General features: G+C 71.8%; 22 protein-coding genes and 1 riboswitch. Of the genes, 6 read left to right on the top strand and 16 right to left on the bottom strand.

All coding sequences use genetic code 11. The annotated features are described in order from the left end of the window. Positions 1–14: 14 nt before the first annotated feature. Complete coding sequence (locus M4V62_RS39195) at positions 15–773, top strand: PP2C family protein-serine/threonine phosphatase (RefSeq protein ID WP_249591950.1); 759 nt, start codon at positions 15–17, stop codon at positions 771–773. Positions 774–838: 65 nt separating this feature from the next. Then, entirely contained in the window at positions 839–1,459 is a 621-nt protein-coding gene (locus M4V62_RS39190; RefSeq protein WP_249591949.1) for an L-threonylcarbamoyladenylate synthase, read from the top strand. Between the two features lie 9 nt (positions 1,460–1,468). Here the strand turns inward: M4V62_RS39190 and M4V62_RS39185 are convergent, their stop codons facing one another. The 8 genes from M4V62_RS39185 to M4V62_RS39150 form a co-directional block, all read right to left on the bottom strand. Further along, positions 1,469–2,143, bottom strand: coding sequence for an alpha-ketoglutarate-dependent dioxygenase AlkB family protein (locus M4V62_RS39185; RefSeq protein WP_249591948.1), 675 nt, complete (start codon positions 2,141–2,143; stop codon positions 1,469–1,471). Then, entirely contained in the window at positions 2,140–2,697 is a 558-nt protein-coding gene (locus M4V62_RS39180) for a type 1 periplasmic-binding domain-containing protein (protein WP_249591947.1), read from the bottom strand. The genes M4V62_RS39185 and M4V62_RS39180 overlap by 4 nt, the downstream gene beginning before the upstream one ends. Next, positions 2,694–2,996: an Ada metal-binding domain-containing protein gene (locus tag M4V62_RS39175; RefSeq protein ID WP_249591946.1), complete on the bottom strand. Its 303-nt coding sequence runs from the start codon at positions 2,994–2,996 to the stop codon at positions 2,694–2,696. The genes M4V62_RS39180 and M4V62_RS39175 overlap by 4 nt, the downstream gene beginning before the upstream one ends. Continuing rightward, on the bottom strand, positions 2,993–3,727 hold the full coding sequence (locus M4V62_RS39170; RefSeq protein WP_249591945.1) for a 2OG-Fe(II) oxygenase: 735 nt from the start codon (positions 3,725–3,727) through the stop codon (positions 2,993–2,995). Before M4V62_RS39170 ends, M4V62_RS39175 begins: the two co-directional genes overlap by 4 nt. A 28-nt stretch (positions 3,728–3,755) precedes the next feature. Beyond that, entirely contained in the window at positions 3,756–4,259 is a 504-nt protein-coding gene (locus tag M4V62_RS39165; RefSeq protein ID WP_249591944.1) for a methylated-DNA--[protein]-cysteine S-methyltransferase, read from the bottom strand. 118 nt (positions 4,260–4,377) lie between these two features. Next, positions 4,378–5,283, bottom strand: coding sequence for a PhzF family phenazine biosynthesis isomerase (locus tag M4V62_RS39160; protein WP_249591943.1), 906 nt, complete (start codon positions 5,281–5,283; stop codon positions 4,378–4,380). A gap of 37 nt (positions 5,284–5,320) precedes the next feature. After that, complete coding sequence (locus tag M4V62_RS39155; RefSeq protein ID WP_249591942.1) at positions 5,321–6,817, bottom strand: leucyl aminopeptidase; 1,497 nt, start codon at positions 6,815–6,817, stop codon at positions 5,321–5,323. Continuing rightward, a complete protein-coding gene (locus tag M4V62_RS39150; RefSeq protein ID WP_249593195.1) occupies positions 6,814–7,755 on the bottom strand; it encodes a DMT family transporter in 942 nt (313 codons plus the stop codon). Before M4V62_RS39150 ends, M4V62_RS39155 begins: the two co-directional genes overlap by 4 nt. Before the next feature lie 183 nt (positions 7,756–7,938). Then, positions 7,939–8,024, top strand: a riboswitch (ZMP/ZTP riboswitch). Between the two features lie 21 nt (positions 8,025–8,045). Here M4V62_RS39150 and M4V62_RS39145 point away from each other — a divergent pair. Continuing rightward, positions 8,046–8,906, top strand: a complete 861-nt coding sequence (locus tag M4V62_RS39145; protein ID WP_249591941.1) for a bifunctional 5,10-methylenetetrahydrofolate dehydrogenase/5,10-methenyltetrahydrofolate cyclohydrolase — start codon at positions 8,046–8,048, stop codon at positions 8,904–8,906. Between the two features lie 26 nt (positions 8,907–8,932). Here M4V62_RS39145 and M4V62_RS39140 read toward each other — a convergent pair whose 3' ends face one another. After that, positions 8,933–9,826 carry an EamA family transporter gene (locus tag M4V62_RS39140; protein WP_249591940.1) on the bottom strand — a complete coding sequence of 298 codons (894 nt, stop codon included), beginning with the start codon at positions 9,824–9,826 and terminating at the stop codon, positions 8,933–8,935. Between the two features lie 103 nt (positions 9,827–9,929). Between M4V62_RS39140 and M4V62_RS39135 the strand changes: the two genes are divergently transcribed. After that, positions 9,930–10,781 (top strand): LysR family transcriptional regulator, encoded by an 852-nt coding sequence (locus M4V62_RS39135; protein ID WP_249591939.1) that lies wholly within the window; start codon positions 9,930–9,932, stop codon positions 10,779–10,781. On the opposite strand, the gene M4V62_RS39130 is transcribed toward M4V62_RS39135, so the two are convergent. The 7 genes from M4V62_RS39130 to M4V62_RS39100 form a co-directional block, all read right to left on the bottom strand. Then, a complete protein-coding gene (locus M4V62_RS39130) occupies positions 10,769–11,326 on the bottom strand; it encodes a PPOX class F420-dependent oxidoreductase (RefSeq protein ID WP_425575150.1) in 558 nt (185 codons plus the stop codon). The genes M4V62_RS39135 and M4V62_RS39130 overlap by 13 nt on opposite strands. Before the next feature lie 142 nt (positions 11,327–11,468). Beyond that, positions 11,469–12,641 (bottom strand): ABC transporter permease, encoded by a 1,173-nt coding sequence (locus M4V62_RS39125; RefSeq protein WP_249593194.1) that lies wholly within the window; start codon positions 12,639–12,641, stop codon positions 11,469–11,471. A 92-nt stretch (positions 12,642–12,733) separates the two neighbouring features. Beyond that, complete coding sequence (locus M4V62_RS39120; protein ID WP_249591938.1) at positions 12,734–13,468, bottom strand: ABC transporter ATP-binding protein; 735 nt, start codon at positions 13,466–13,468, stop codon at positions 12,734–12,736. Further along, positions 13,465–14,850 carry a peptidoglycan-binding protein gene (locus tag M4V62_RS39115; RefSeq protein ID WP_249591937.1) on the bottom strand — a complete coding sequence of 462 codons (1,386 nt, stop codon included), beginning with the start codon at positions 14,848–14,850 and terminating at the stop codon, positions 13,465–13,467. Before M4V62_RS39115 ends, M4V62_RS39120 begins: the two co-directional genes overlap by 4 nt. Beyond that, on the bottom strand, positions 14,850–15,422 hold the full coding sequence (locus tag M4V62_RS39110; protein ID WP_249591936.1) for a hypothetical protein: 573 nt from the start codon (positions 15,420–15,422) through the stop codon (positions 14,850–14,852). Before M4V62_RS39110 ends, M4V62_RS39115 begins: the two co-directional genes overlap by 1 nt. A gap of 124 nt (positions 15,423–15,546) precedes the next feature. After that, positions 15,547–16,533, bottom strand: a complete 987-nt coding sequence (locus M4V62_RS39105) for a prephenate dehydrogenase (RefSeq protein WP_249591935.1) — start codon at positions 16,531–16,533, stop codon at positions 15,547–15,549. Further along, positions 16,530–17,903: an aminotransferase-like domain-containing protein gene (locus M4V62_RS39100; RefSeq protein WP_249591934.1), complete on the bottom strand. Its 1,374-nt coding sequence runs from the start codon at positions 17,901–17,903 to the stop codon at positions 16,530–16,532. Before M4V62_RS39100 ends, M4V62_RS39105 begins: the two co-directional genes overlap by 4 nt. A 210-nt stretch (positions 17,904–18,113) precedes the next feature. On the opposite strand from M4V62_RS39100, the gene hppD reads away from it, so the two are divergent. Both hppD and M4V62_RS39090 read left to right on the top strand, forming a co-directional pair. Next, positions 18,114–19,217, top strand: a complete 1,104-nt coding sequence (gene hppD / locus M4V62_RS39095) for a 4-hydroxyphenylpyruvate dioxygenase (protein WP_249591933.1) — start codon at positions 18,114–18,116, stop codon at positions 19,215–19,217. Beyond that, the gene (locus tag M4V62_RS39090; protein ID WP_249591932.1) at positions 19,204–20,316 is read left to right on the top strand and encodes an alpha-hydroxy acid oxidase; all 1,113 of its coding nucleotides are present in this window, start codon (positions 19,204–19,206) and stop codon (positions 20,314–20,316) included. Before hppD ends, M4V62_RS39090 begins: the two co-directional genes overlap by 14 nt. Positions 20,317–20,335: the final 19 nt, after the last annotated feature.

The raw sequence follows: 20,335 nt of genomic DNA, 5'->3' as shown, positions 1-20,335 counted from the left end.
GAGGCGGGACAGGGATGCCGTACATCACGGTCACCGCGCTGAGCCACCCCGGGCTCGTGCGCGATCACAACGAGGACAGTCTGGCCGTCGGCCCATGGACGCTGTGCGGGACCATGACCGAGAACCCGCAGACCCTGGGGTTCCCGCTCGGCAACCCCCTGGTCGTCGCGGTCGCCGACGGCATCGGCGGCCAGCCCGGCGGCGAGGTGGCCAGCGGTCTCGTCGTACGGCAGCTGGCGGAGGTCGGCTCGTCGCTCGACAGTGAGCAGGCCGTGCAGGACGCGCTGAACGCCTGCAATCACGCCGTGTACGCGGCTGCCGAGCACGATCCGGAGCTGACCACCATGGGGACGACGGTCGCGGGTGTCGTGGTCCTCGGCGAGGAGCTGCTGGTGTTCAACGTCGGTGACAGCAGAGTGCTCGACGTCGGTCGCAGCGGCACACCCGGGACGCTGCGCCAGGTGAGCGTCGACGACAGCCCGCCGCCCGCACCGGGCCGGCGCACCACGTCGATCGTCACGCAGGCGCTCGGCGGTGCGCTCCGGTTCAGCGCGGTCACGCCGCATGTCAGCACGTTGCCGATCGTCGGGGGTGAGCGCTATCTGGTGTGCTCCGACGGCCTGACCGACCCCGTGCCCGAGGACACTCTCGACGACATCCTCGCGGCCCACGACGGCGGCCGTGCGGTCTTCGAACTGTGGAAGGCCGCCATCGACGCCGGCGGCCCCGACAACGTCACGCTCGCGCTGATCAGCGTGGTCGACGATGACTAGCCGCGTGCGGCAATGCGACCCCTGAGAAACCAGGGACTGCTGATGCGATCCCGTAGGCTCGGCGGATGGCGAAGTATTTTGACGTGCACCCCGAGAACCCCCAGCCGCGCAGCATCAGCACCGTGGCCGACAGCATCCGCTCCGGGGCGCTCATCGCGTATCCGACGGACTCCTGTTTCGCGCTGGGGTGCCAGCTGGGCAACCGCGACGGCCTCGACCGGATCCGCAAGATCCGGAACCTCGACGATCGCCACCACTTCACCCTGGTCTGCGAGAACTTCGCGCAGCTGGGTCAGTTCGTGCAGATCGACAACGACGTGTTCCGTGCGATCAAGGCCGCGACGCCGGGCAGCTACACCTTCATCCTGCCCGCGACGAAGGAGGTGCCGCGCCAGCTCCTGCACCCGAAGAAGAAGACCGTCGGCGTCCGGATCCCCGACCATGTCGTCACGCAGGCCCTGCTCACCGAGCTCGGTGAGCCGCTGCTCTCCAGCACGCTGCTCCTGCCCGACGAGGAGGAGCCGCTGACGCAGGGCTGGGAGATCAAGGAGCGGCTCGACCACGTGGTGGACGCCGTGGTCGACTCGGGCGACTGCGGCACGAGCCCGACCACGGTCATCGACTTCTCCGGCGGTGAGGCCGAGATCGTGCGCCGAGGGGCGGGCGACACCTCGCGGTTCGAGTAGTCGCGCGGGTCACCCGGGCAGGCCGGTGACCCGCATCGTGATGTTCAGGCGGCCCGAGGTCAGGCCGGTGGCGGGGTCCGCGGTGCCCTCGTGGACCTTGGGCACGCCGTGGAAGACGTAACGCGAGGGGCCGCCGAGGACGAACAGGTCGCCGGAGGCCAGTTCGATGTCGGTGTAGGGCTTGGTGCGGGTCTCGGTGTTTCCCACGCGGAAGACGCACGTGTCGCCGATGGACAGCGACACCACCGGGGCCGACGACCGTTCGTCCTTGTCCTGGTGCATGCCCATCCTGGCCTGCCCGTCATAGAAGTTGATCAGCGCCGTGTCCGGGGTGTACGTGTCCGGGGTGCAGTCGGCCGCGGTCGGCGCGTCCGCGTACGCCGCTGTCAGCGCCCTGCGGCCCAGCTCGACCATCCAGTCCGGGAACGCGGCGACCCGCCGGCCGTTCACGTCACCGGCGGTGCGGGTGTACTGGTAGGGCTGCCAGTGCCATCCGAGGCACACCGTCTGCACGGACATGACCCCGCCGCGCGGCAGCCGCGTGTGACGGATCGGCACCGGCCCGGTGGCCCAGCCGCGGCACGCCGTGACGAGTTCGCGCTGCTGCTCCAGGGTGAGCCACTGGGGCACGTGCACCGCGCCGGGGGCGATCTCCGTGGTGGGGCGGGGGATCAGGGCGCTCACTCGCTCACCTCGGCGCGCAGGTGGGTGGTGACCCAGCGGTGGCGCACGTGCCAGGTGTCGCCGTCGGCGGTGGCGCCCCGCAGGCCGTGGAGCACGTCGTCTCCGGCGAGTGCGGGGACGCGGGAGTCCTGGAGGGAGGCGAAGGCGTAGGTGCGGGCCGGGTCCCAGTCGGTGGAGTGGCGCAGGCGGCGGGCCAGCTGGGCGAGGCCGAGAGGGGCCGCTGCCATGACCCAGGCGTCCGGGATCTGGGCGGCCAGGCGGTGCGCGGGGCGCAGCCAGGACGCGGCCGTCTCGGGCCAGCTCACCGTGGTGAGGACCGTGCCGCCGCGGGCCGTCCACGCGGCGGCGAAGGCTTCGGCGGCGTCCCGGGAGGCCGCGTCGCGACTGTGCCCGATGGCGACGGTCCCGATCCGCGCCTTCGGGAGCGTCAACAGGCCGATGAGGGCGGTGAGTTCAGCTGCGGTGTGCGGGGCGGGCGCGGGCAGGTCGGCGGCCGCCGCGGGGGCGCCGATGAGGGGCGAGCGGGAGGACTCCCGCTCCGTCAGAATGCTCATGGTGTGCCGGTGCTTTCTGGGTCTGCTTTCCAGCGAGCGTACTGAGCGGGCAGGCAGACCGCACAGGGGCGGTGGCCGGCCGCGATGGCGGTGGCCTCGTCGGGGAAGAACACCCGGTGGGTGGCGTAGGGGCCGCGGGCGACGGCCCGCAGGGCGGAGGGGCAGTCGAGGCGGCCGTAGAGGCGCCCGCGGCGGTGTCCGCCGAGGGTGCCCGGCGTGCTGCTGGGGTACGGCTTTCCGTCCGGGCCGCACAGTGTGTACGTGGGCGGGTCCTGCCGCCCGGCCTGGCCGGGGTTCACGCCGCGTCGTGGAAGACCAGGCCGAGCGTGTGCCGTCGCCCGGAGCGGACGGTGCTCACGCCGTGCCGCATCGGCCCGTTCGACCAGCCTCGCCTGGAGGCCACGGGCCGGTCGCGGGTCGTGAAGATGAGCCCGTGGCCTTGCGGCAGAGTGGTCGACGATCCGCGCGACTGGGCGCGGGGGCGCTGCTCGGTCATGATGAACTCGCCGCCGGTGAAGTCGGTTCCCGGGGCGTCGAGACCGACGACGACCTGGAGCGGGAAGAGCATGTCCCCGAAGACGTCGCGGTGCAGGGCGTTCCAGTCACCCGGCCCGTAACGGAGCAGGATCTGCGCGGACTTGGCCTGACCGGCGGCGTGGCACATCTCCACCCACTCCCCCAGGGTGTCGGGCCACGGGGCGGGCTTGTCGAGCTTCGCCGCCCAGCCACGGGCGACGGGAAGCAGCCGGGGGTAGAACGCCTCGCGCAACTCCCGTACGACATCGGGCAGTTCGTGGGTGAAGTAGCGGTACTGGCCGGAGCCGAAGCGGTAGCGGGCCATGTCGATGGTGGTGCGGAAGCGGTCGGTCTCGTCGTACAGGGCGGAGAGGTCGCGGCAGGCTTCGGGGGTCAGGAGCCGACCGGTGAGGGCGTTGCCGTGCTCGTCCAGCTCGGCGGTCAGCGCGTCCCAGTCCCCGGCGGCCACGCGTTCGCCGACGCGGGCGTCCACCGGACGAGTGGTGTCGATCATGATGAGGGATCCTTCGTGGTCGTGCGGGTCAGATCAGGGCGGGCTGCAGTGCACCCTCATGGGTGAGGAGCTCGACCTTGCGCTCCACGCCGCCCGCGTACCCGCGCATGGAGCCGTCCGCGCCGATCACGCGGTGGCACGGGCGCACGAGGAGCAGCGGGTTCGCGCCGATGGCGGCGCCCAGGGCCTGGACGCGCCCGCGTTCGACGCCGAGGCGCCCGGCGAGCTCTCCGTAGGTGGCCGTCGTGCCGTACGGGATCTCCTCCACGGCGCTCCAGACGCGCCGCTGGAAGTCGGTGCCGCTCGGGGTGACCTCGATGTCGAACGCGGTGAGTTCACCGGCGAAGTAGGCATCCAACTGCCGGGAGATCTCCACGAAGGGGGCGGGGTCGCGAACCCAACTGCGCTGCACGGAAGGGGCGTTCTTCTGGCCGGGCATGGACAGTGAGGTGAGAGCGACGCCGTCCGGTGTCGGCTCTCCCGCCAGCAGCAGTTCGCCGAGCGGGCTGGTGACGATCGTGTGGACAGTCATCGTGATGACCTCCCTCTTTCCTTTCCTTGGCTCTGCTTCCACCTTCAACACTGAGGTGTCGCGCTCGCCCGTGCTGGCGGGATTCGGACATCACGCTGTCGTCAACGGGCATTGTGGTTCACGCGTCCAGTCGCGTGCGGAACGCCGTCACCGCGTCCCCCTGGATGGACACCAGGAGGGTGCCGTCGTGCTGCGCCTCGACCCGCACCGCGACCTCGCCGGGCCGCCCCATGGCCACGCCCTGGCGCCCGGTGAAGGCAAGCGTGCCGTCGGGCGCCGGGACGATGCCGTGGTGCACCAGGTAGGCGCCGAGCGGGCCGTGGCCGTTGCCGGTCACCGGGTCCTCGGTGATGCCGATGGCGGGGGCGAACATCCTTGCCCAGGTGAGGAGTTCGGGTTCGGCTGCGGCGATGTCCCGGGTGAAGACGAAGAATCCGTTGCTGCCCACCTCGCGGCTGAGCGCGGTCAGCGCGGCCGGGTCGGGGCGCAGTCCGTCCACCACGGCGCGGGCGCGCAGCTCCACGAGGACCTTGGAGTGCCCGGTGGACACCACCTGGACCGGGCCGCCGTCCGCCAGGTCGCCGGCCGCCACGCCCAGCGCACGCAGCAGCCGGTCCACCTGTGTGCCGTCCAGCTCGGGCCCGAACTCGGCCGCCCCTTGCCGCATGCCGATGCGCACCCGGTCACCGTCACGGTGGATCTCCACCCGCTGCCGCAGCCCGCTGCCCGTCTTCTGCACCAGCTCACCGGACGGCAGGCCGTACTCGACGGCCCTCGCGAAGTGCGTACCCACGGTGGCGTGGCCGCAGGTCGGAACCTCCGTCGTAGGGGTGAAGAAGCGGACGCGTACGTCGTGGTCGGCTCCGTCGGCGGGCAGCACGAACGCCGTCTCGGAGTTGTTGAGTTCGCGGGCGACGGCGAGCATGTCGCCCTCCGTCATGCCCTCCGCGTCGAGGACCACGCCCGCCGGGTTGCCGGTGAAGGGGGCCCTTGTGAAGGAATCGACTTGGTAGAGGGTCCGCATCAATCCGCCCTGCCGCCATCGGTCGCCGCGACGCACATCAGGAGCGCGCCTCGTCTGCGGCATCTTCCGCCACGCGTACGAGGGTTCGGACCGCGGACCCGGTGCCGCCCTGCGGGGTGTAGCCGTAGGGAGTGCCCTCGTGGAAGGCGGGTCCCGCGATGTCGAGGTGCGCCCAGGGGATGTTGTCCGGCGCGAACTCCTTGAGGAACAGACCGGCGACGAGCCCGCCGCCCATCCGCTCCCCCTGGTTGGCGATGTCGGCCACCGAGGAGTCCAGGCTCTCGCGCAGCTCGGCGGGCAGCGGCATCGGCCAGGCCTGCTCGCCTGCCCTCCCCGCGGCGTCCACCACTCGCTCGCGGAAGGCGTCGTCGGTGGACATCACGCCGAAGACACGGTTGCCGAGGCCGAGCCGCATGGCGCCGGTCAGCGTGGCCACGTCCACGACGGCGTCCGGCTCCTCCTCGCCCGCGCGCACCAGGGCGTCCGCGAGGACGAGGCGTCCCTCGGCGTCGGTGTTGAGCACCTCGACGGTCTTGCCGCCGTACATCCGCAGGACGTCACCCGGGCGGACGGCGGAGCCGGACGGCATGTTCTCCGCGAGCGCGAGCCAACCGGTGACGTTCACCCGCAGACCGAGCCGCGCGACGGCCGTGACCGCGGCGAACACCGCCGCCGCACCCGACATGTCGCGCTTCATGATCTCGTTGAAGCCGACCGGCTTCAGTGAGATGCCGCCCGAGTCGTAGGTGATGCCCTTGCCGACGAACGCGAGGTCCGTTCGCGCCTCGGGATGGGTGTGGGCGATCTTCACGAGCCGCGGCGGTCGGACCGAGCCCTGTCCGACGCCGAGGATGCCGCCGAAGGACTGCTCGGCCAGCTCCTTCTCATCCAGCACCTCGACCGCGAGTCCGTGCTCCGCACCGACTGCCCGCACGGTGGCCGCGAATGTCTCCGGATACAGGTCGTTGGCCGGTGTGTTGATGAGATCCCGGGAGCGGTTCAGCTCCTGGCCGACCACCGTGGCGCGCCGCACCGCCGCGTCCGCGTCCGTGAGGCCGGTGAGGATCGAGAGCTCGCCGACGGGCGGCTTGTCGTGGCCCCCGGTGCGGTAGGCCGTGAAGGCGTACGCACCCAGCAGACCGCCCAGCGCCACCGCCTCCACGGCATCGGCCGTGCCCGCAGGCAGGGCAAGCACCGCCCGCGCCCTGCCGGCCAGCGTCCGGGCCGCCACACCGGCGGCGCGGCGCAGCGCCTCGGCGCCGTGCCCACCGGTGCCGTCGGCTTCGCCGAGCCCGACCGCGAGCACCAGGGCGGCTCCGAGGCCCTTCGGCGCGGGGACGGCGACTGCCTCGCCCGTGGCGCCGGTCATGCCGAGTGCGTCGAGGGTCTCGGCCGGTGTCCCGTCGAACGCCTCGGCCACCGCCTCCGCTTCGGGGGTCGGCAGCGGTCCTTCGGGGCCCTGGGCGACACCGACCACGTAGACATCGGCGGGCGGTGTCGTCACCAGGGCGGTGGTCACGGTCACTTGGGTCATGCGAGTGCGTCCTGTTCCTTCTCGGCCGCCGTGACACCCACGGCTTCCGTGGCCGATGGATCCGCCACGGCCTTCGTGGCCGGTGGCTCCGGCTTCCGCTTCTGCCGACGTGTCATGCCGACCCCGACGAGGACGACCGCCATGCCCGCGGCCACCCGGAAGCTGAAGGCCTCGTCGAGCACGATGGCGCCCAACGCCACGGAGACCACTGGCAGCAGATATCCGACCGTCGCCGCGTTGGTCGCGCCCTCGTCCGCGATGATCCGGTAGGTGAGGTGGAAGGTGATGCCGGTGGCGAAGATTCCCAGGATGACGACGGCGACGAGAGCCGTGTGGTCCACGTGGATGGTCTCCAGGCCGCCGACCGGCAGGGCGAGGGCCGTCAGACCCGTCGCCGCCATGAGCTGGGCCGCGGAGAGGGACAGGGTGGGCATGCCCTTCCCGACGAGGTGGTGACCCATGTACGCGAAGCCGACGGCATAGCTCGCCGCCGCGCCCACGATCGCGAGGGCGCCCCAACTCGTGAGGCCTGACTGCTGCCACGGGGCGAAGATCAACGACGTACCGGCGAAACCGAGAAGGAGTCCGGCCAGGCGTACGGGGCGCAGTCCTCGTTCCGTGCCGATGGCGAGGCCGATCAGGACCGACCACAGCGGAGTCGTCGCGTTCAGCGCGCCCGCCACCCCCGAGTCGACCGTCTGCTGGCCGACGCTGAAGAGGCCGAAGGGCAGGGCATTGCAGAAGAAGGCGGCGACGAAGATGTGCTTCCACACCGCACGGCCCTGCGGAAGACGGTTGCGCGTAACGAAGAGCAGGACCGTCAAGGTCGCCGCCCCGAGGGTGCAGCGCAGGAGCGTGACCTGCACGGGTGACAGGCCCTCAAGGGCCAGTTCGATCCAGAGGAAGGTGGATCCCCAGAGAAGGGCGAGCACACCCACCCTCGCCGCTGCCCATGTTCTCCCTGGGACGCCGTTCACTGTTGTTCTCCTCGCTCTGGCCGTTGTCAGTGAACGATGCCGTCGCCGACCAGGAAGGACAAGCAAAGAGTTTTGAATCTCTTTTAAGCTCAGCTACATCCACGGCGCCCGCGTCCTCCGGCCCCGTACCGTCCTTTAGGGTGAGAGGCGGGCCGTGACTGGCGCTGAGGTGGAGTACCACCGGGGAGCGGCCTGACATCGTGTCGATGCCGCGCGCCTGGGCGACTCACCCTGAAGTCCAGGAGTGGCACATGCCCCAGACGCAGACGGCTCGCCTGATGGACGGCACCGGCCTCGCCCGCCAGATCGTCGAAACCACCTCCGCGACCGCGGCGGACATCCTCCGGCGCACCGGGCAGCGCCCCTGCCTGGCGACCGTCCTGGTCGGCGAGGACCCCGCATCGGTGACCTACGTACGCATGAAGCGCGCCCGCTGCGAGAAGGCCGGCATCGAGTCGCGCCACGTGGCACTGCCCGCCTCGATCGGCACCGAGGAACTGGTCGCGACGATCACCGGCCTCTCCCAGGACCCGACCGTGCACGGCATCCTGTTGCAGCACCCCGTCGGGCCCCACATCGACGAGCGCGCCGCCTTCGAGGCGATCGCGCCGGCCAAGGACGTCGACGGCGTCACCATGCACTCGTTCGCGGCGATGGGCTTCGGCCTGCCCGGCTTCGTGTCCTGCACGCCCGGCGGCATCATGCGCCTGCTCGACGCGTACGACGTCGATCTCACCGGCAAGCACGCCGTCGTCGTGGGACGCAGCGCCATCCTCGGCAAGCCCGCGGGCATGCTGCTCCTCGGCAGGGACGCGACGGTCACGTACTGCCACTCGCGCACCGCCGACCTGACCTCGATCGTGCGGCAGGCCGACGTCCTGATCGCGGCGGTCGGCAAGCCGCGCTTCATCTCCGGCGCGGACATCAAGCCCGGGGCCGTGGTGATCGACGCGGGCTACAACGCGGGCAATGTGGGTGACGTCGACTTCGACTCCGCCCTGGAGCGCGCGAGTCTGATCACTCCCGTGCCCGGCGGGGTCGGCCCCATGACCATCGCCGTCCTCCTCGCCCAGACGGTCGACGCGGCGACACGGCAGCTCGGCCTCGGCTGATCGCGGACGTCTCGGGGATCAGGCGGTCACCTCAGGACGCTGACCCCGTTCGCCGTCACGATCGCCGCGATGGCCGTCCACTCCACCCAGTCCAGGGACTGCCCCAGGACGACCATGCCCACCAGCGCCGCGAGCACCGGGTTGACGCTCATGAAGATCCCGAAGAAGCGGGCGTCGACCCGGCGCAGGGCGAGCAGGTCGGCGAGGAACGGGACCGCGGAGGAGAGGATGCCCGCGGTGGCCGCGCAGGCCAGGGCGGTGGCCGTGGGCGGGTGGTGGGCGAGAACCGCGATGCCGACGGGCAGGTAGAGGAGCCCCGAGACTCCCGCGGCGGCGGCCGATCCCTCAACTCCCGGGAGGCGGGCGCCGACCGTGCGGTTGAGCAGGATGTACGAGGCCCAGCAGACCGCGGCGAGCAGGCCGAGCGCGATGCCCGCGTAGTCCGTGCTGGGCTGCGGGCGGGCCAGGGCGACCACCGCCGCCCCCGCCACGACCGCGCAGCCGAGGTCCACCGCACGGCGGGAAGCCGCGAGCGCGACCGCGAGCGGGCCCAGGAACTCCAGGGTCACCGCGAGGCCGAGACCCACCCGGTCGATCGCGGTGTACAGGGAGAGGTTCATGGTGGCGAAGACCGCGGCCAGGCACAGCAGCGGCCACCACTGGCGCCAGGTGAAGGCGCGCACCTTGGGCCTGCCCACGGCGAGGAGCACGGCTCCCGCGACCCATTGCCGCACGGCGACGACACCGGCAGGACCGAGCACACCGAACGCCAGGGCGCCTGTGGCGGCGCCGACTTGGTTGGACAGGCCGCTGCCGAACATCATCGCCATGCCGGGGAGGCGACCTCGTGGACCCGCCTCCCGATCGCCGGGGACGACAGCGGGCACGGCGGGCGCTGCGGGGCTCTGGGACGTTCGCATGCACCGCAGGATGCGTCACCCGCGAGCATACGAAAAATGCATGCGAGCACTCATCCATACGCTCTGGTCATCCATGAGATCCGGTTGCCCATACGCTGGGGTCATGGATCTGGAACTGCGGCATCTGCGCTGCCTGGTCGCCATCGTCGACACCGGCGGCTTCACCGATGCCGCCGCCGAGTTGGGTGTCTCCCAGGCCGCCGTGTCGCGCACCCTCGGCGGGCTCGAGGACGTGCTCGGGGTGCGCCTCCTGCACCGGACGAGCCGGAGCGTCACGCCCACGACGGCGGGCGTGCAGGTACTCGCACGGGCCCGGCATCTGCTCGCGGAGGCCGACGACCTCATCCGCGAGGCGACCACCGGACACACCCGGCTGCGCATCGGCCACGCCTGGTCGGCGATGGGCCGCCACACGGCGGAGTTCCAGCGCCGCTGGGCGGCCGGACACCCCGACGTCGAGCTGTACTTGATCCGCACGAACTCCGCGACCGGCGGCCTCGCCGAGGGCCTGTGCGACCTCGCCGTCGTCCGCACCGACTTCAACGAGGCACGGTTCGCCAGCGCCGTCGTCGGTCACGAGCGCCGCTTCTGCGCCCTGGCGAGCGACGACCCGTGGGCCAGGAGGCGCTCCATCCCACTGGCCGACATACGGGACCGTACGCTCCTCATCGACCGGCGCACCGGCACGACCACCGCCGAGCTGTGGCCCGAAGAGGCCCGCCCCCCGGTGGAGTACACCCAGGACATCGACGACTGGCTGGCCGTCGTCGCGTCGGGCCGCTGTGTCGGCCTCACCCCGGAGAGCACCGCCAACCAGTACCGCCGCGACGGCGTCGTGTTCCGGCCGCTGCGCGACGCCGACCCCATCGCTGTGCATCTCATCTGGCGCCGCCACGACCCGCACCCGATGACGCATGCGGCCGTGGCGCTCCTGACGGACCTCTACCGCATGTGAGGCGGCGGCTCGCCCGTGCCGAGCTGTAGACCGGGCCGCCCGGCCACCGCGCCCACGGGCGCGGGGCCGGGTCCCTTGGGTCCGCTGCCCGCGAGGATCCGCTTCCCTGCGGCTCCGTAGAGGTGCTTCACGTGCAGCCGGATCACCAGGCGCCGCTCCTTCACCATCGCGGCGCGGAATCCCTCCCAGTCCGGGTGCTCGCCCTGGAACCCCCGGAAGACCAGGGCCAGTTCATCGGCGACGGCGTCATGCGGGTCGGTCACGACCGGCGTGAGCTCGGCGTCGCCCTCGGCGATCATGTACGAGAAACCGGCGCCGTCGGTGACGAGGAAGCTCGCGCGCGGATCGCGGCGCAGATTCCGGGTCTTGGCGCGGCTGTCGGTCACCATGAGGCGGATGACGCGCTCCTGCGGGTCGAAGGCATAGCCGACGTTCGAGAGCTGCGGGCGGCCGTCGCGTTTGAGGGTGACGAGCGTGCCGATGCGCTGCTCCTGGAGCAGATCGAGCAGGGCGCTTTCGTCGACTTTCCCTAAGTGCTCAGTCATGTGGCGAGAATACGAGAGGGGACGGCCGTCCAGGCAGCGGAACGGTTCTGGGAGTTGCCCGGCACAAAGCGATGCCCTCGTCGCCCGCGGGGGATTTGGGCTGACGAAGGCACCGCGTCTGTTGGGTGGCGGATTCATGGGGTCAGGTCGTGGCGAGCGCCTCCGTGGGAGGCAGCCGCGCCGCACGCACCGCGGGATAGAAGCCCGCGAGTCCGCCGATGACCAAGGTCGCGCCGACACCGCCCGCCATCGCCCAGACCGGCACCACCGAGGGCCAGCCCTGGTAGGTGGAGTAGCCGGAAGTGACGGCGATGCCGAGCAGGACCCCGCCGACACCGCCGAGCGCCGACAGGAGCAGGGCCTCGCAGAGGAACTGCGTACGGATCTGGCCGCGGGTGGCGCCCAGCGAGCGGCGCAGGCCTATCTCCGAGCGGCGTTCCAGGACCGAGATGACCATGGTGTTGGCGACGCCGACCCCGCCGACCAGCAGGGCGACCGCGCCGAGGCCGAGCAGCAGACCGCTGAGGGTGTCGTCGGTGGCCTCCTTGGCCTCCAGGACGTCGGAGGGACGGGAGACGTTGGCCTCGCTGGGGTTCTCCGGGTTGGCGGTGGCGCCGAGCACGGACTGGACGTCGCTCACGGCGGATTCCTCGGCGCGGGTGTAGACCGTCGTCGGGTAGCCGTCGAAGTCCAGCTCCTTCTCCGCGACGGGCCAGCCGACCAGCGCGGCCGAGTCCAGGTCGGGGACGAGCTCGTTGGGCGCGAGGATCCCCACGACGGTGAACCACTGCCCGCCCAGCCACACCTTGGTGTCGGGTCCGGCCCGGAAGACGCCCAGTTGTCCGGCGGCCTTGGGGCCGAGCACGACGGCCGGGTAGCGCTGGTTCGCGGCGTTCAGCCAGCGGCCCTCGACGACCTCCGCGCCCGCGGTCCTCGGCAGATCCGTGCGGGCCGCGTAGACGTTGAGGCCGCCGGTCTCCTCCTTCTTGATGTGGTCGTTGCGGTAGACCTTGGCGCTCGTCTTACCGATGGCGGAGACCGACTCGACGTCCTTGATGTTGCCGATCATGTCGACGGAGGAGTCGGGCAGATGGGCCGCGTCACCGGCGAAGGACTGGCCCGGCGAGACGGTCAGGAGGTTCGTGCCGAGCGCGGCGAGCCGCCGGTTGAGGTCCTCGCTGCTGGAGGTGGAGATGCCCACCACGCCGACCATCGCGGCGATGCCGATGGCGATGCCGAGCGCCGAGAGGAACACCCGCATGGGGCGCGAGCGCAGCCCCGATCCGCCGACCCGCAGCACGTCGGCCGGGCCCATCCGGGCCGGCTTGGGGCGCGGTGGCGGCGCGGGACGGGGCAGCTCGCGCGCCGTGCCCCGCTCCCCTGTCGTACTCAACTCCTTGGTCGGGCTCATCGCAGGGCCTCCTCGGGGAGCAGGCCGGCCGCGTCGGTGGAACCGGCCGCGTCGGTCGCGTCTTCTTCGATGCGGCCGTCCTTGATGCGGACCTCGCGCGGCAGGGAACCCGCGATGTCCCGGTCATGGGTGATGACCACGACCGTGGTCCCCGCCCGGTGCAGTTCGTGCAGGAGCTCGATCACCACGGCGCCGGAACGCGAGTCGAGGGCGCCGGTCGGCTCGTCGGCGAGGAGCAGCGGCGGGTCGCCGAGGACCGCGCGCGCGATGGCCACGCGCTGCTTCTCGCCGCCGGAGAGCTGATGCGGCTCGTGGTAGAGGCGGTGGCCGAGTCCGACCCGGCGCAGGGCACGCTCGGCGAGTCTGCGCCGCTCGCCCCGCGGCCTGCCGCTGTACAGCAGCCCGTTCGCGACACTGTCCAGCGCCGGGACGCCGGGGGCGAGATGGAACTGCTGGAAGACGAAGCCGATCGTTCCCGCCCGCAGCGCGGAAAGCTCCCGGTCGCTGAGCCGGTCGATGTCGTGCCCGTCGATGTGCACGGTGCCGGTGGTGGGGCGGTCGAGGGTGCCCATGATGTTGAGCATCGTGGACTTGCCCGAGCCGGAAGGGCCGACGACGGCGAGCAGTTCCCCGCGCCGGATGACGAGATCGGCGGCCTTGAGCGCCTCGACCTCTCCGTACGTCTTGGTGACTCCGGCCAGTTCGACCACCGGGTGCGCGGCGGTGGTCACTTGGGGACCCCCACGACCGTGCCGTCGGTGATGCCGGCCCCGGACACCTCCACCATGCTGTCGGCGAACATGCCGACCTTGACCGTCCGCGCCTTCACCTCGCCGTCCGCTCCGACGACCTCCACGGCGTAGCCGCCTCCGCGCTGCGCCACCAGGGCGTTGACCGGGACGACGAGCACGTCCTCGCGCGTCTCCGCCTTGAGGGAGATCTCCACGGCGGCCGCCTGGTAGCGGCCGAGGCCCCTCTGGTTCTCGACCTTCAGCTCCACGGGCAGGGTGGGCTTGTCGTCGCCGCCCGACTGGCCGCCCGAGCCCTCGGATCCCGCGTCCTGGGAAGGCGTGGAGGGGGTGCCGACATCGGTGACCTCGGCCTGGACCGTGCTGTCGTCGGGAAGGGTGACCGTCGCCTTGGTGCCCTTCTCGACCATGTCCTCGTACTGCACGTCGAGGTCGACGGTGACGGTGCGTTCGGTGCCGGTCCAGGTGAGGACGGGCCCGTTCGACGGGGCGCCTGCCGTGGCCTTCACCTCGGCGACGCGTCGGGCACCGGGGGCGACCACAGCGTCCGACGGCTGCACCGTCCCGGTCTCCGCCCGGCCCAGGTCGTCCTGCCAGTCCTGCACGGCCTCGGCGGTTCCGGCGTCGTACGTGTCGTCGACGGTGAAGCCGGTGTAGCCGAGGGCGGAGAGGTTCTTCTCCAGGATCTCGACGTCCTTCCCCTCGCTGCCCGTCTTCAGCGGGCGGTAGAAGGGGGTGGAGCCGTAGAGCAGCGGGACCTTCTGCTCCGCCACCTTGTAGGCACTCCCGCCTCGCTTGACGGTGTCGCCGTCGCCGGGCACCCAGGTGATGATCCCGGCGCCCGCCTTGCCTGCGGGCGGGGCCGGTACGGCCGTCGCGTCGCCGTAGCCGAGGTTCCCGTCCACGGACTCCGTGCGCGTCAGCGTGGTCCGCTCGACCGTGGCGGTCTTCGGCGGCGCCGAGGGGGCGTCGCCCGCCGATCCGGAGCCGTCGTCCCCGAAGACGCCGGTGGTGGCGGCCCCCGCGGCGGCGACCACGGCGATCGCGACGACGACGATCAGTGACATCCGCAGCGGGCGGCGCCTGCGGCGGTCCCCCGGGCGGGGCGTGGTCTCCTCTCCGCCGTCGTCGCCGCCTGCCGAGGCGGTCTCCTCAAGCGCGGTCTCCTCGTGCTCGGGTGCGAGGCCGTCGGGAGTGCGTTCGGACACCTCCCCCGGCGTGTGCAGTTCCAGGGCTCCGGCTCCGGAGATCTCGCCCGAGCCGCGGGCAGGCTCCACGGGGCTCTCTGAATCGGGCTCCTCGAACTCTCCTGTCTCCGCGTCCCGTTCCCTCTCGCGCTCACGTGTCTCGTCCGGTGCGGTCATCAGGCGCCGCCGCCCGAGCCGGTGAGGCCGCCGCCGGGCCACTTGTCCTGGCAGGCGATCCGGGCCTTCTGGAACTCGTCGCTGCCGGGGTCGATGCCGCTCGCGCCGAAGTCGAGCGACATGTTGCCGCCGTTGATCTCCGGGTCGGGCAGCTTGGGCAGGCCGTTCTCGCGCATGCACTTGGCCCAGGCCGAGACCTTGGCCGAGTCCAGCGGTTCGCCGCCGCCTCCGCCCCCGCCGAGCTGACCGCCCTGGGGCATCTTGTCGCGGCAGGCCTCGGTGGCGGACTGGAACTCCGCGGAGTTCGGGTCGACGTCGCCGCCCGGGGTGAGTGCGATGCCGCCGCCCGCGTCCTTCTGCGGGTCGGGGAATCCGGTCACGCCGTTTTCGCGCATGCACTCGGAGAAGGCGAGGGCCTGGTCGAAGGGGCTGGTGGGCGAGGCGTCCGGCTTCTTCGGGTCGTCCTTCGAGGCGGCCGACGAGTCACCGGAGCAGCCGGTGAGGAAGACGCCGGCGACGAGCGCCGTGGCCGCGATCAGTGTCTGTGCGGTTCGCTTGTGTGTGGTGGACATGGGGCCAAGTTCTACGCGGGCACCGGTCACACGGCGGATACAAGCGGCGCCGCCCCGACAGGCTCGCCCGGCCCTGGGGCGCCGTCGCGTACGGCACCCCAACTCACCTGCGACGACGCGGACTTCACCGCGGAGGACAAGGGACGGCCTGTCCAGGCACGCGTCCAGGCATGCGTCCAGGAACGCGCCCGGGAACGGGTCCGGGAACCTCTCCGGGAACCTCCCCACGAAGCGGCCCGTCGAGGCGTGGCCCGTCCAACTCCCCCACCCCGGCCGCGCCCCGGTCGAGGAGGTCCACCAGGGTGTGCCTGCTCTTGCCGGAGAGCTCCCTGCCCCGCTCGGGGTCGGCGAGGTCGTACAGGGCGGCGACGACGCTGGCGAGGTCCTCCTGGAGCCGGGTGAGGATGTCGGCGACCGCCGCCGCGTTGGACTCGACGATGTCGCTCCACAGCCGGGAGTCGCCGCGGGCGATCCTGGTGGTGTCGCGCAGCCCCTGCCCCGCCAGATGGGCCGCCTCCGCGGGCCCCTCCCCCAGGCGCGCCGCCATCAGGCTGGCCACCAGGTGCGGGGCATGGGAGGTCAGTGCCACCGCGTCGTCGTGGGCGCGGGCCCGCATCACGCGCGGCACCGCGCCGCACAGCGCGATCAGGTCAAGGGCGCGGCCGAAGGCGGCCCTGGAGGTGAGGCGGGTCGGGGTGAGGACCCAGGGGCGGCCCTGGAACAGCTCCGCGCGGGCCGCGAGCGGGCCCGAACGCTCACGGCCCGCGAGGGGGTGGCCGCCGATGTAGCGGGACGGGTCGGGGGCGGTGTCCAGGATCTCCCGCTCGGCGTGCGCCTTCACGCTCGCCACGTCGGTGTAGCTCAACGCGAGTCCCCGCGCCTGGAGTTCGGCGAGGACCGGGGCGATCTGGCTCGGCGGCACCGCGAGCACGGCCAGGTCGACGGGGTCCTGCGGGGCCTCCGGCCGCCCGGCACCGAGCACCGCGGCGGCGCGCACGGCGGACTCGTCCCGGTCCAAGAGGTAGACGGTCACGTCTCGCAGGCGGGCCGCGAGGGCCACGGAGGTGCCGATCAGGCCGGTGCCGACGACGGCCAGGGTGCGGAGCGTCACGCGACCTCACCCGGGAGCGGCTCCCCGGTCGCCTCCCGCGCACCGGGCGCGTCGGACTCCCCGAGCCGCTCGTCGATCAGCGCGGCGAGGCGGTCAAGGCCCTGCTCGATGCGGGCGCCCGTCAACGTACTGATCGACAGGCGGAGTTGGCGGAACCCGGCCGAAGCGCCGTAGAAGTGGTGCATGGGCGTGAAGAGCACGCCGTGGCGGCGTGCCGCGTGCTCCAGGAGGGCGTCGTCGACGGTGAACGGCACGGTGAGCACGATGAAGAACCCGCCGGTCGGCACGTTCCAGGTGACGGAGGCACGGTCGCCGAGGCGCCGGTCGAGGCCGTCGAGCACCTGACGCAGATTGCGCCGGTAGACCTCCGTCTCCTGGCGGTTGGCGGCGACCAGGCTGCAGTCGTGTGCGAGGAGTTTGCCGCCGATCACGGCCTGGGCGATCGGCGAGGTGTTCACGGTGAGCATGCTCTTGAGCTTGGACAACTCGTCGGCGAACAGCGTGTCGCCGCCGGTGGCGCCTGCCACCCGCTGATCGGCGACCACGTAGCCCACGCGGGCGCCGGGCATCCCGGTCTTGGCGAACGACCCCAGGTAGACGACGCGTCGGTGGCGGTCGAGGGCCTTCAGGGTGGGCGGACGGTCGGCCGCGCTGTTCAGGAGGCCGTACGCGTTGTCCTCCAGGAGCAGGAGGTCCTCGTCGGCCGCGATGTCCAGGAGGCGGTGTCTGTCGGCGAGCGGCAGACTGACGCCCACCGGGTTGGCGAAGTCGGGCGTCACGTAGCAGGCGCGGACCCGCCGTCCGTCGCCGCGCGCCCGGCGCAGCTGGACCACCAGGTCGTCGAGGTCGATACCGTCCGCTGCGGTGCGCACGGGGAGTACGGGCATGTCGGCGAGCAACGCGGCCCCCGTCAGGCCGACATAGGTCGGGCTCGGGGCGAGGACGGCATCGCGGTCGTCGGCGCGCAGCGCGCGCAGCAGCAGGAACATCGCCTCCTGGCAGCCGACCGTGACGACCACGGAGGCGGGGTCGGCGTCGATGCCCTCGTCCACGGCGAGGCTGCGTGCCACGAGGTCGCCGATGATCCCTTTCGTCGCGCCGTACTGGAACAGCGTGCGGGCGGTCTCCGTCTCGCTCAGGCCGAGGCGGGTGCGGAGGTGGTCGCAGAAGACCTGGAGGTATTCGTGGATCTGGGTCACGTCGTAGAAGCCCTCGTAAGGGCGTCCCGCCGCGAACGAGACCGCGTCCGGATAGGTGTCGGCGACCTGGTTGAGGAGGTTCATGGACTCCATCGACACATCGCCGAGCGACGCGTGCAGCGTGGCCGCGTTCAACTCGGCGACGGCGATTTCCGTTTGCAGGATTTCCATCGCTTCAGCGTCTCCTGACAGCAGATCCACAGCAATGCTTTGACAGGTGCGGCAACCACGAAGGCGGTCGTACCATCGGGGCCGCAAAGAGAATTCTGCCTCGCGGCCCGGCGGCAATGCCGTGGATTTCCGCAGCACCTTTCGCGGTCCGGCATTCCGCGATCCGGCGCGAGGGCATGAATCCGCATTCTTCTTCCCACGAGGACTCCAATGACGGATTTACCCGCAACGGCACCGAACAATGATCTGGCGGATCTCGCGATCGACCATGTCGAGATGTACGTCGACGGCCTGGAGGAGGCGGTGTTCGCCTGGGTCGACAAGTACGCCTTCACGGTCGTCGGCACCGGCGGCAGCGCCGACCACCGCAGCGTCGCCCTGCGCCAGGGGCGGATGACGCTGGTGCTCACCGAGGCGACCGCGGAGCGGCACCCCGCCACCACGTACGTCACCACCCACGGCAACGGCGTCGCCGACATCGCCCTGCGCACCGCGGACGTGTCCGCGGCCTTCGCCGCCGCGGTGGCGGGCGGCGCGCGTCCCGTGCGCAAGCCCACACGGCACGCGGGGGAAGGCCCCGCGGTCACGGCGGCCGTCTCGGGCTTCGGCGACGTGGTGCACACGCTGGTCGAGCGGTCCCCGGGAGAAGGTCCGGGGCTTCCGCCCGGATTCGTTCCGGCGCTCGGCTCGCGCGAGGCGCGCACCAGTGAGGTGGGACTCCTCGACATCGACCACATCGCCGTGTGCCTGAACCCCGGAGATCTCGAATCGACGGCCCGCTTCTATCAACAGGCCCTCGGTTTCCGCGAGGTCTTCAAGGAGCACATCGTCGTCGGCGCCCAGGCAATGGACTCCAAGGTCGTGCAGAGCGCGACCGGAGCGGTGACGCTGACGCTCATAGAGCCCGATCCGCTGGCGCAGCCCGGTCAGATCGACGAATTCCTCAAGAGCCATCACGGAGCGGGCGTGCAGCATCTGGCCTTCTCCAGCAGGGACGCCGTCCGTTCGGTGCGCACGCTGTCCGCGCGCGGTGTCGGATTCCTCCAGACCCCGTCGACGTACTACGACCTGCTCTCCGAACGGATCGGGCTCAAGTCCCACACCCTGAACGAACTGCGCGCGACGAACCTCCTCGTCGACGAGGACCACGACGGCCAGCTGTTCCAGATCTTCACCGCGTCGACGCACCCACGGGGCACGATCTTCTTCGAGGTCATCGAGCGCCAGGGCGCACAGACCTTCGGCAGTTCCAACATCAAGGCGCTGTACGAGGCCGTGGAGCTGGAACGGACCGGGCAGCGTGCGGCGCGCTGACCCCGCGGCCGCGCGTGATCTGGGCGACGTCGAGAGAGCCGCGGCCGCGGCCCTGCCACCCGAGGTGTGGGACTTCATCGCGGGTGGCAGTGGCCGTGAGCGGTCCCTCGAGGCGAACCGGGAGGCGTTCGACCGCATCTTCGTCGCCTCCCGGGTGCTCAGGGACGTCTCGGGGTGCACCACGGACGCGACGCTCCTGAAGCGTCCGGTGCGGATGCCGGTGGCGGTCGCCCCGGTCGCGTACCACCGACTGGTGCACCCCGAGGGCGAGTTGGCCACCGCGCGGGCGGCGAAGACGGCGGGCGTGCCGTTCACGGTGGCCACCTTGAGCAGCGTTCCCGTCGAGGAGATCACGGCGGTCGGCGGCACGGTGTGGTTCCAGCTCTACTGGCTGCGCGAGCGGCGACGCACCCTGGACCTGGCCCGCCGGGCCGAGGACGCGGGGTGCCAGGCGCTGATGCTCACCGTCGACGTGCCCTGGATGGGCCGCCGGCTGCGGGACGTCCGCAACGGCTTCGCGCTGCCGGGCCATGTGCGGGCCGCGCATCTGGACGGCGGTGCGGCATCGGCGGCGCACCGCTCCGGCCGGAACGGCTCGGCGGTGGCGGCCCACACGGCCGAGGCGTTCTCGCCTTCGGTGACGTGGTCGTGCGTGGAGGAGCTGCGGGCGGCCACCCGGCTGCCGCTGGTGGTGAAGGGCGTCCTCGCCGCCGAGGACGCGGTGCGGGCGGCGGAACTGGGCGCGGACGCCGTCGTGGTGTCGAACCACGGCGGCCGTCAGCTCGACGGCGCGCTGCCCGGCATCGACGCCCTCCCCGAGGTGGCCGATGCGGTCGGCGACCGGTGCGAGGTCATGGTGGACGGCGGAGTGCGCGGCGGCACGGACGTGCTCAAGGCGCTGGCGTCCGGAGCCGACGGGGTCCTGGTGGGGCGGCCACCGGTGTGGGGGCTCGCCGCAGGCGGGGAGGCCGGCGTACGGCAGGTCCTCGATCTGCTGGCCGACGAGTTGCGCGACGCGCTGGGGCTCGCGGGATGCGCCGGTGTCGGGGCGGCCGGGGAGCTGCGTACGGTGCGGCTGCCGCAGGGCGGCCGTGCGTGAGTGAACGCGGTTGCGGGCG

Source organism: Streptomyces durmitorensis (assembly GCF_023498005.1).
Classification (GTDB): Bacteria; Actinomycetota; Actinomycetes; order Streptomycetales; family Streptomycetaceae; genus Streptomyces; species Streptomyces durmitorensis.
The sequence above is the reverse complement of the archived record's forward strand: the minus strand, read 5'-3'. Positions and strand labels throughout refer to the sequence as shown.

Bases quoted from the DNA above. Each gene is read 5' to 3' on its own strand.
- M4V62_RS39195 (WP_249591950.1), top strand. From the start codon at position 15: ATGCCGTACATCACGGTCACCGCGCTGAGCCACCCCGGGCTCGTGCGC.
- M4V62_RS39130 (WP_425575150.1), bottom strand. From the start codon at position 11,326: ATGACTGAGCACTTAGGGAAAGTCGACGAAAGCGCCCTGCTCGATCTG.
- M4V62_RS39165 (WP_249591944.1), bottom strand. From the start codon at position 4,259: ATGACTGTCCACACGATCGTCACCAGCCCGCTCGGCGAACTGCTGCTG.
- M4V62_RS39135 (WP_249591939.1), top strand. From the start codon at position 9,930: ATGGATCTGGAACTGCGGCATCTGCGCTGCCTGGTCGCCATCGTCGAC.
- M4V62_RS39145 (WP_249591941.1), top strand. From the start codon at position 8,046: ATGCCCCAGACGCAGACGGCTCGCCTGATGGACGGCACCGGCCTCGCC.
- M4V62_RS39170 (WP_249591945.1), bottom strand. From the start codon at position 3,727: ATGATCGACACCACTCGTCCGGTGGACGCCCGCGTCGGCGAACGCGTG.
- M4V62_RS39140 (WP_249591940.1), bottom strand. From the start codon at position 9,826: ATGCGAACGTCCCAGAGCCCCGCAGCGCCCGCCGTGCCCGCTGTCGTC.
- M4V62_RS39180 (WP_249591947.1), bottom strand. From the start codon at position 2,697: ATGAGCATTCTGACGGAGCGGGAGTCCTCCCGCTCGCCCCTCATCGGC.
- M4V62_RS39125 (WP_249593194.1), bottom strand. From the start codon at position 12,641: ATGGGCCCGGCCGACGTGCTGCGGGTCGGCGGATCGGGGCTGCGCTCG.
- M4V62_RS39190 (WP_249591949.1), top strand. From the start codon at position 839: ATGGCGAAGTATTTTGACGTGCACCCCGAGAACCCCCAGCCGCGCAGC.
- M4V62_RS39110 (WP_249591936.1), bottom strand. From the start codon at position 15,422: ATGTCCACCACACACAAGCGAACCGCACAGACACTGATCGCGGCCACG.
- M4V62_RS39100 (WP_249591934.1), bottom strand. From the start codon at position 17,903: ATGGAAATCCTGCAAACGGAAATCGCCGTCGCCGAGTTGAACGCGGCC.
- M4V62_RS39115 (WP_249591937.1), bottom strand. From the start codon at position 14,850: ATGACCGCACCGGACGAGACACGTGAGCGCGAGAGGGAACGGGACGCG.
- hppD (WP_249591933.1), top strand. From the start codon at position 18,114: ATGACGGATTTACCCGCAACGGCACCGAACAATGATCTGGCGGATCTC.
- M4V62_RS39160 (WP_249591943.1), bottom strand. From the start codon at position 5,283: ATGCGGACCCTCTACCAAGTCGATTCCTTCACAAGGGCCCCCTTCACC.
- M4V62_RS39155 (WP_249591942.1), bottom strand. From the start codon at position 6,817: ATGACCCAAGTGACCGTGACCACCGCCCTGGTGACGACACCGCCCGCC.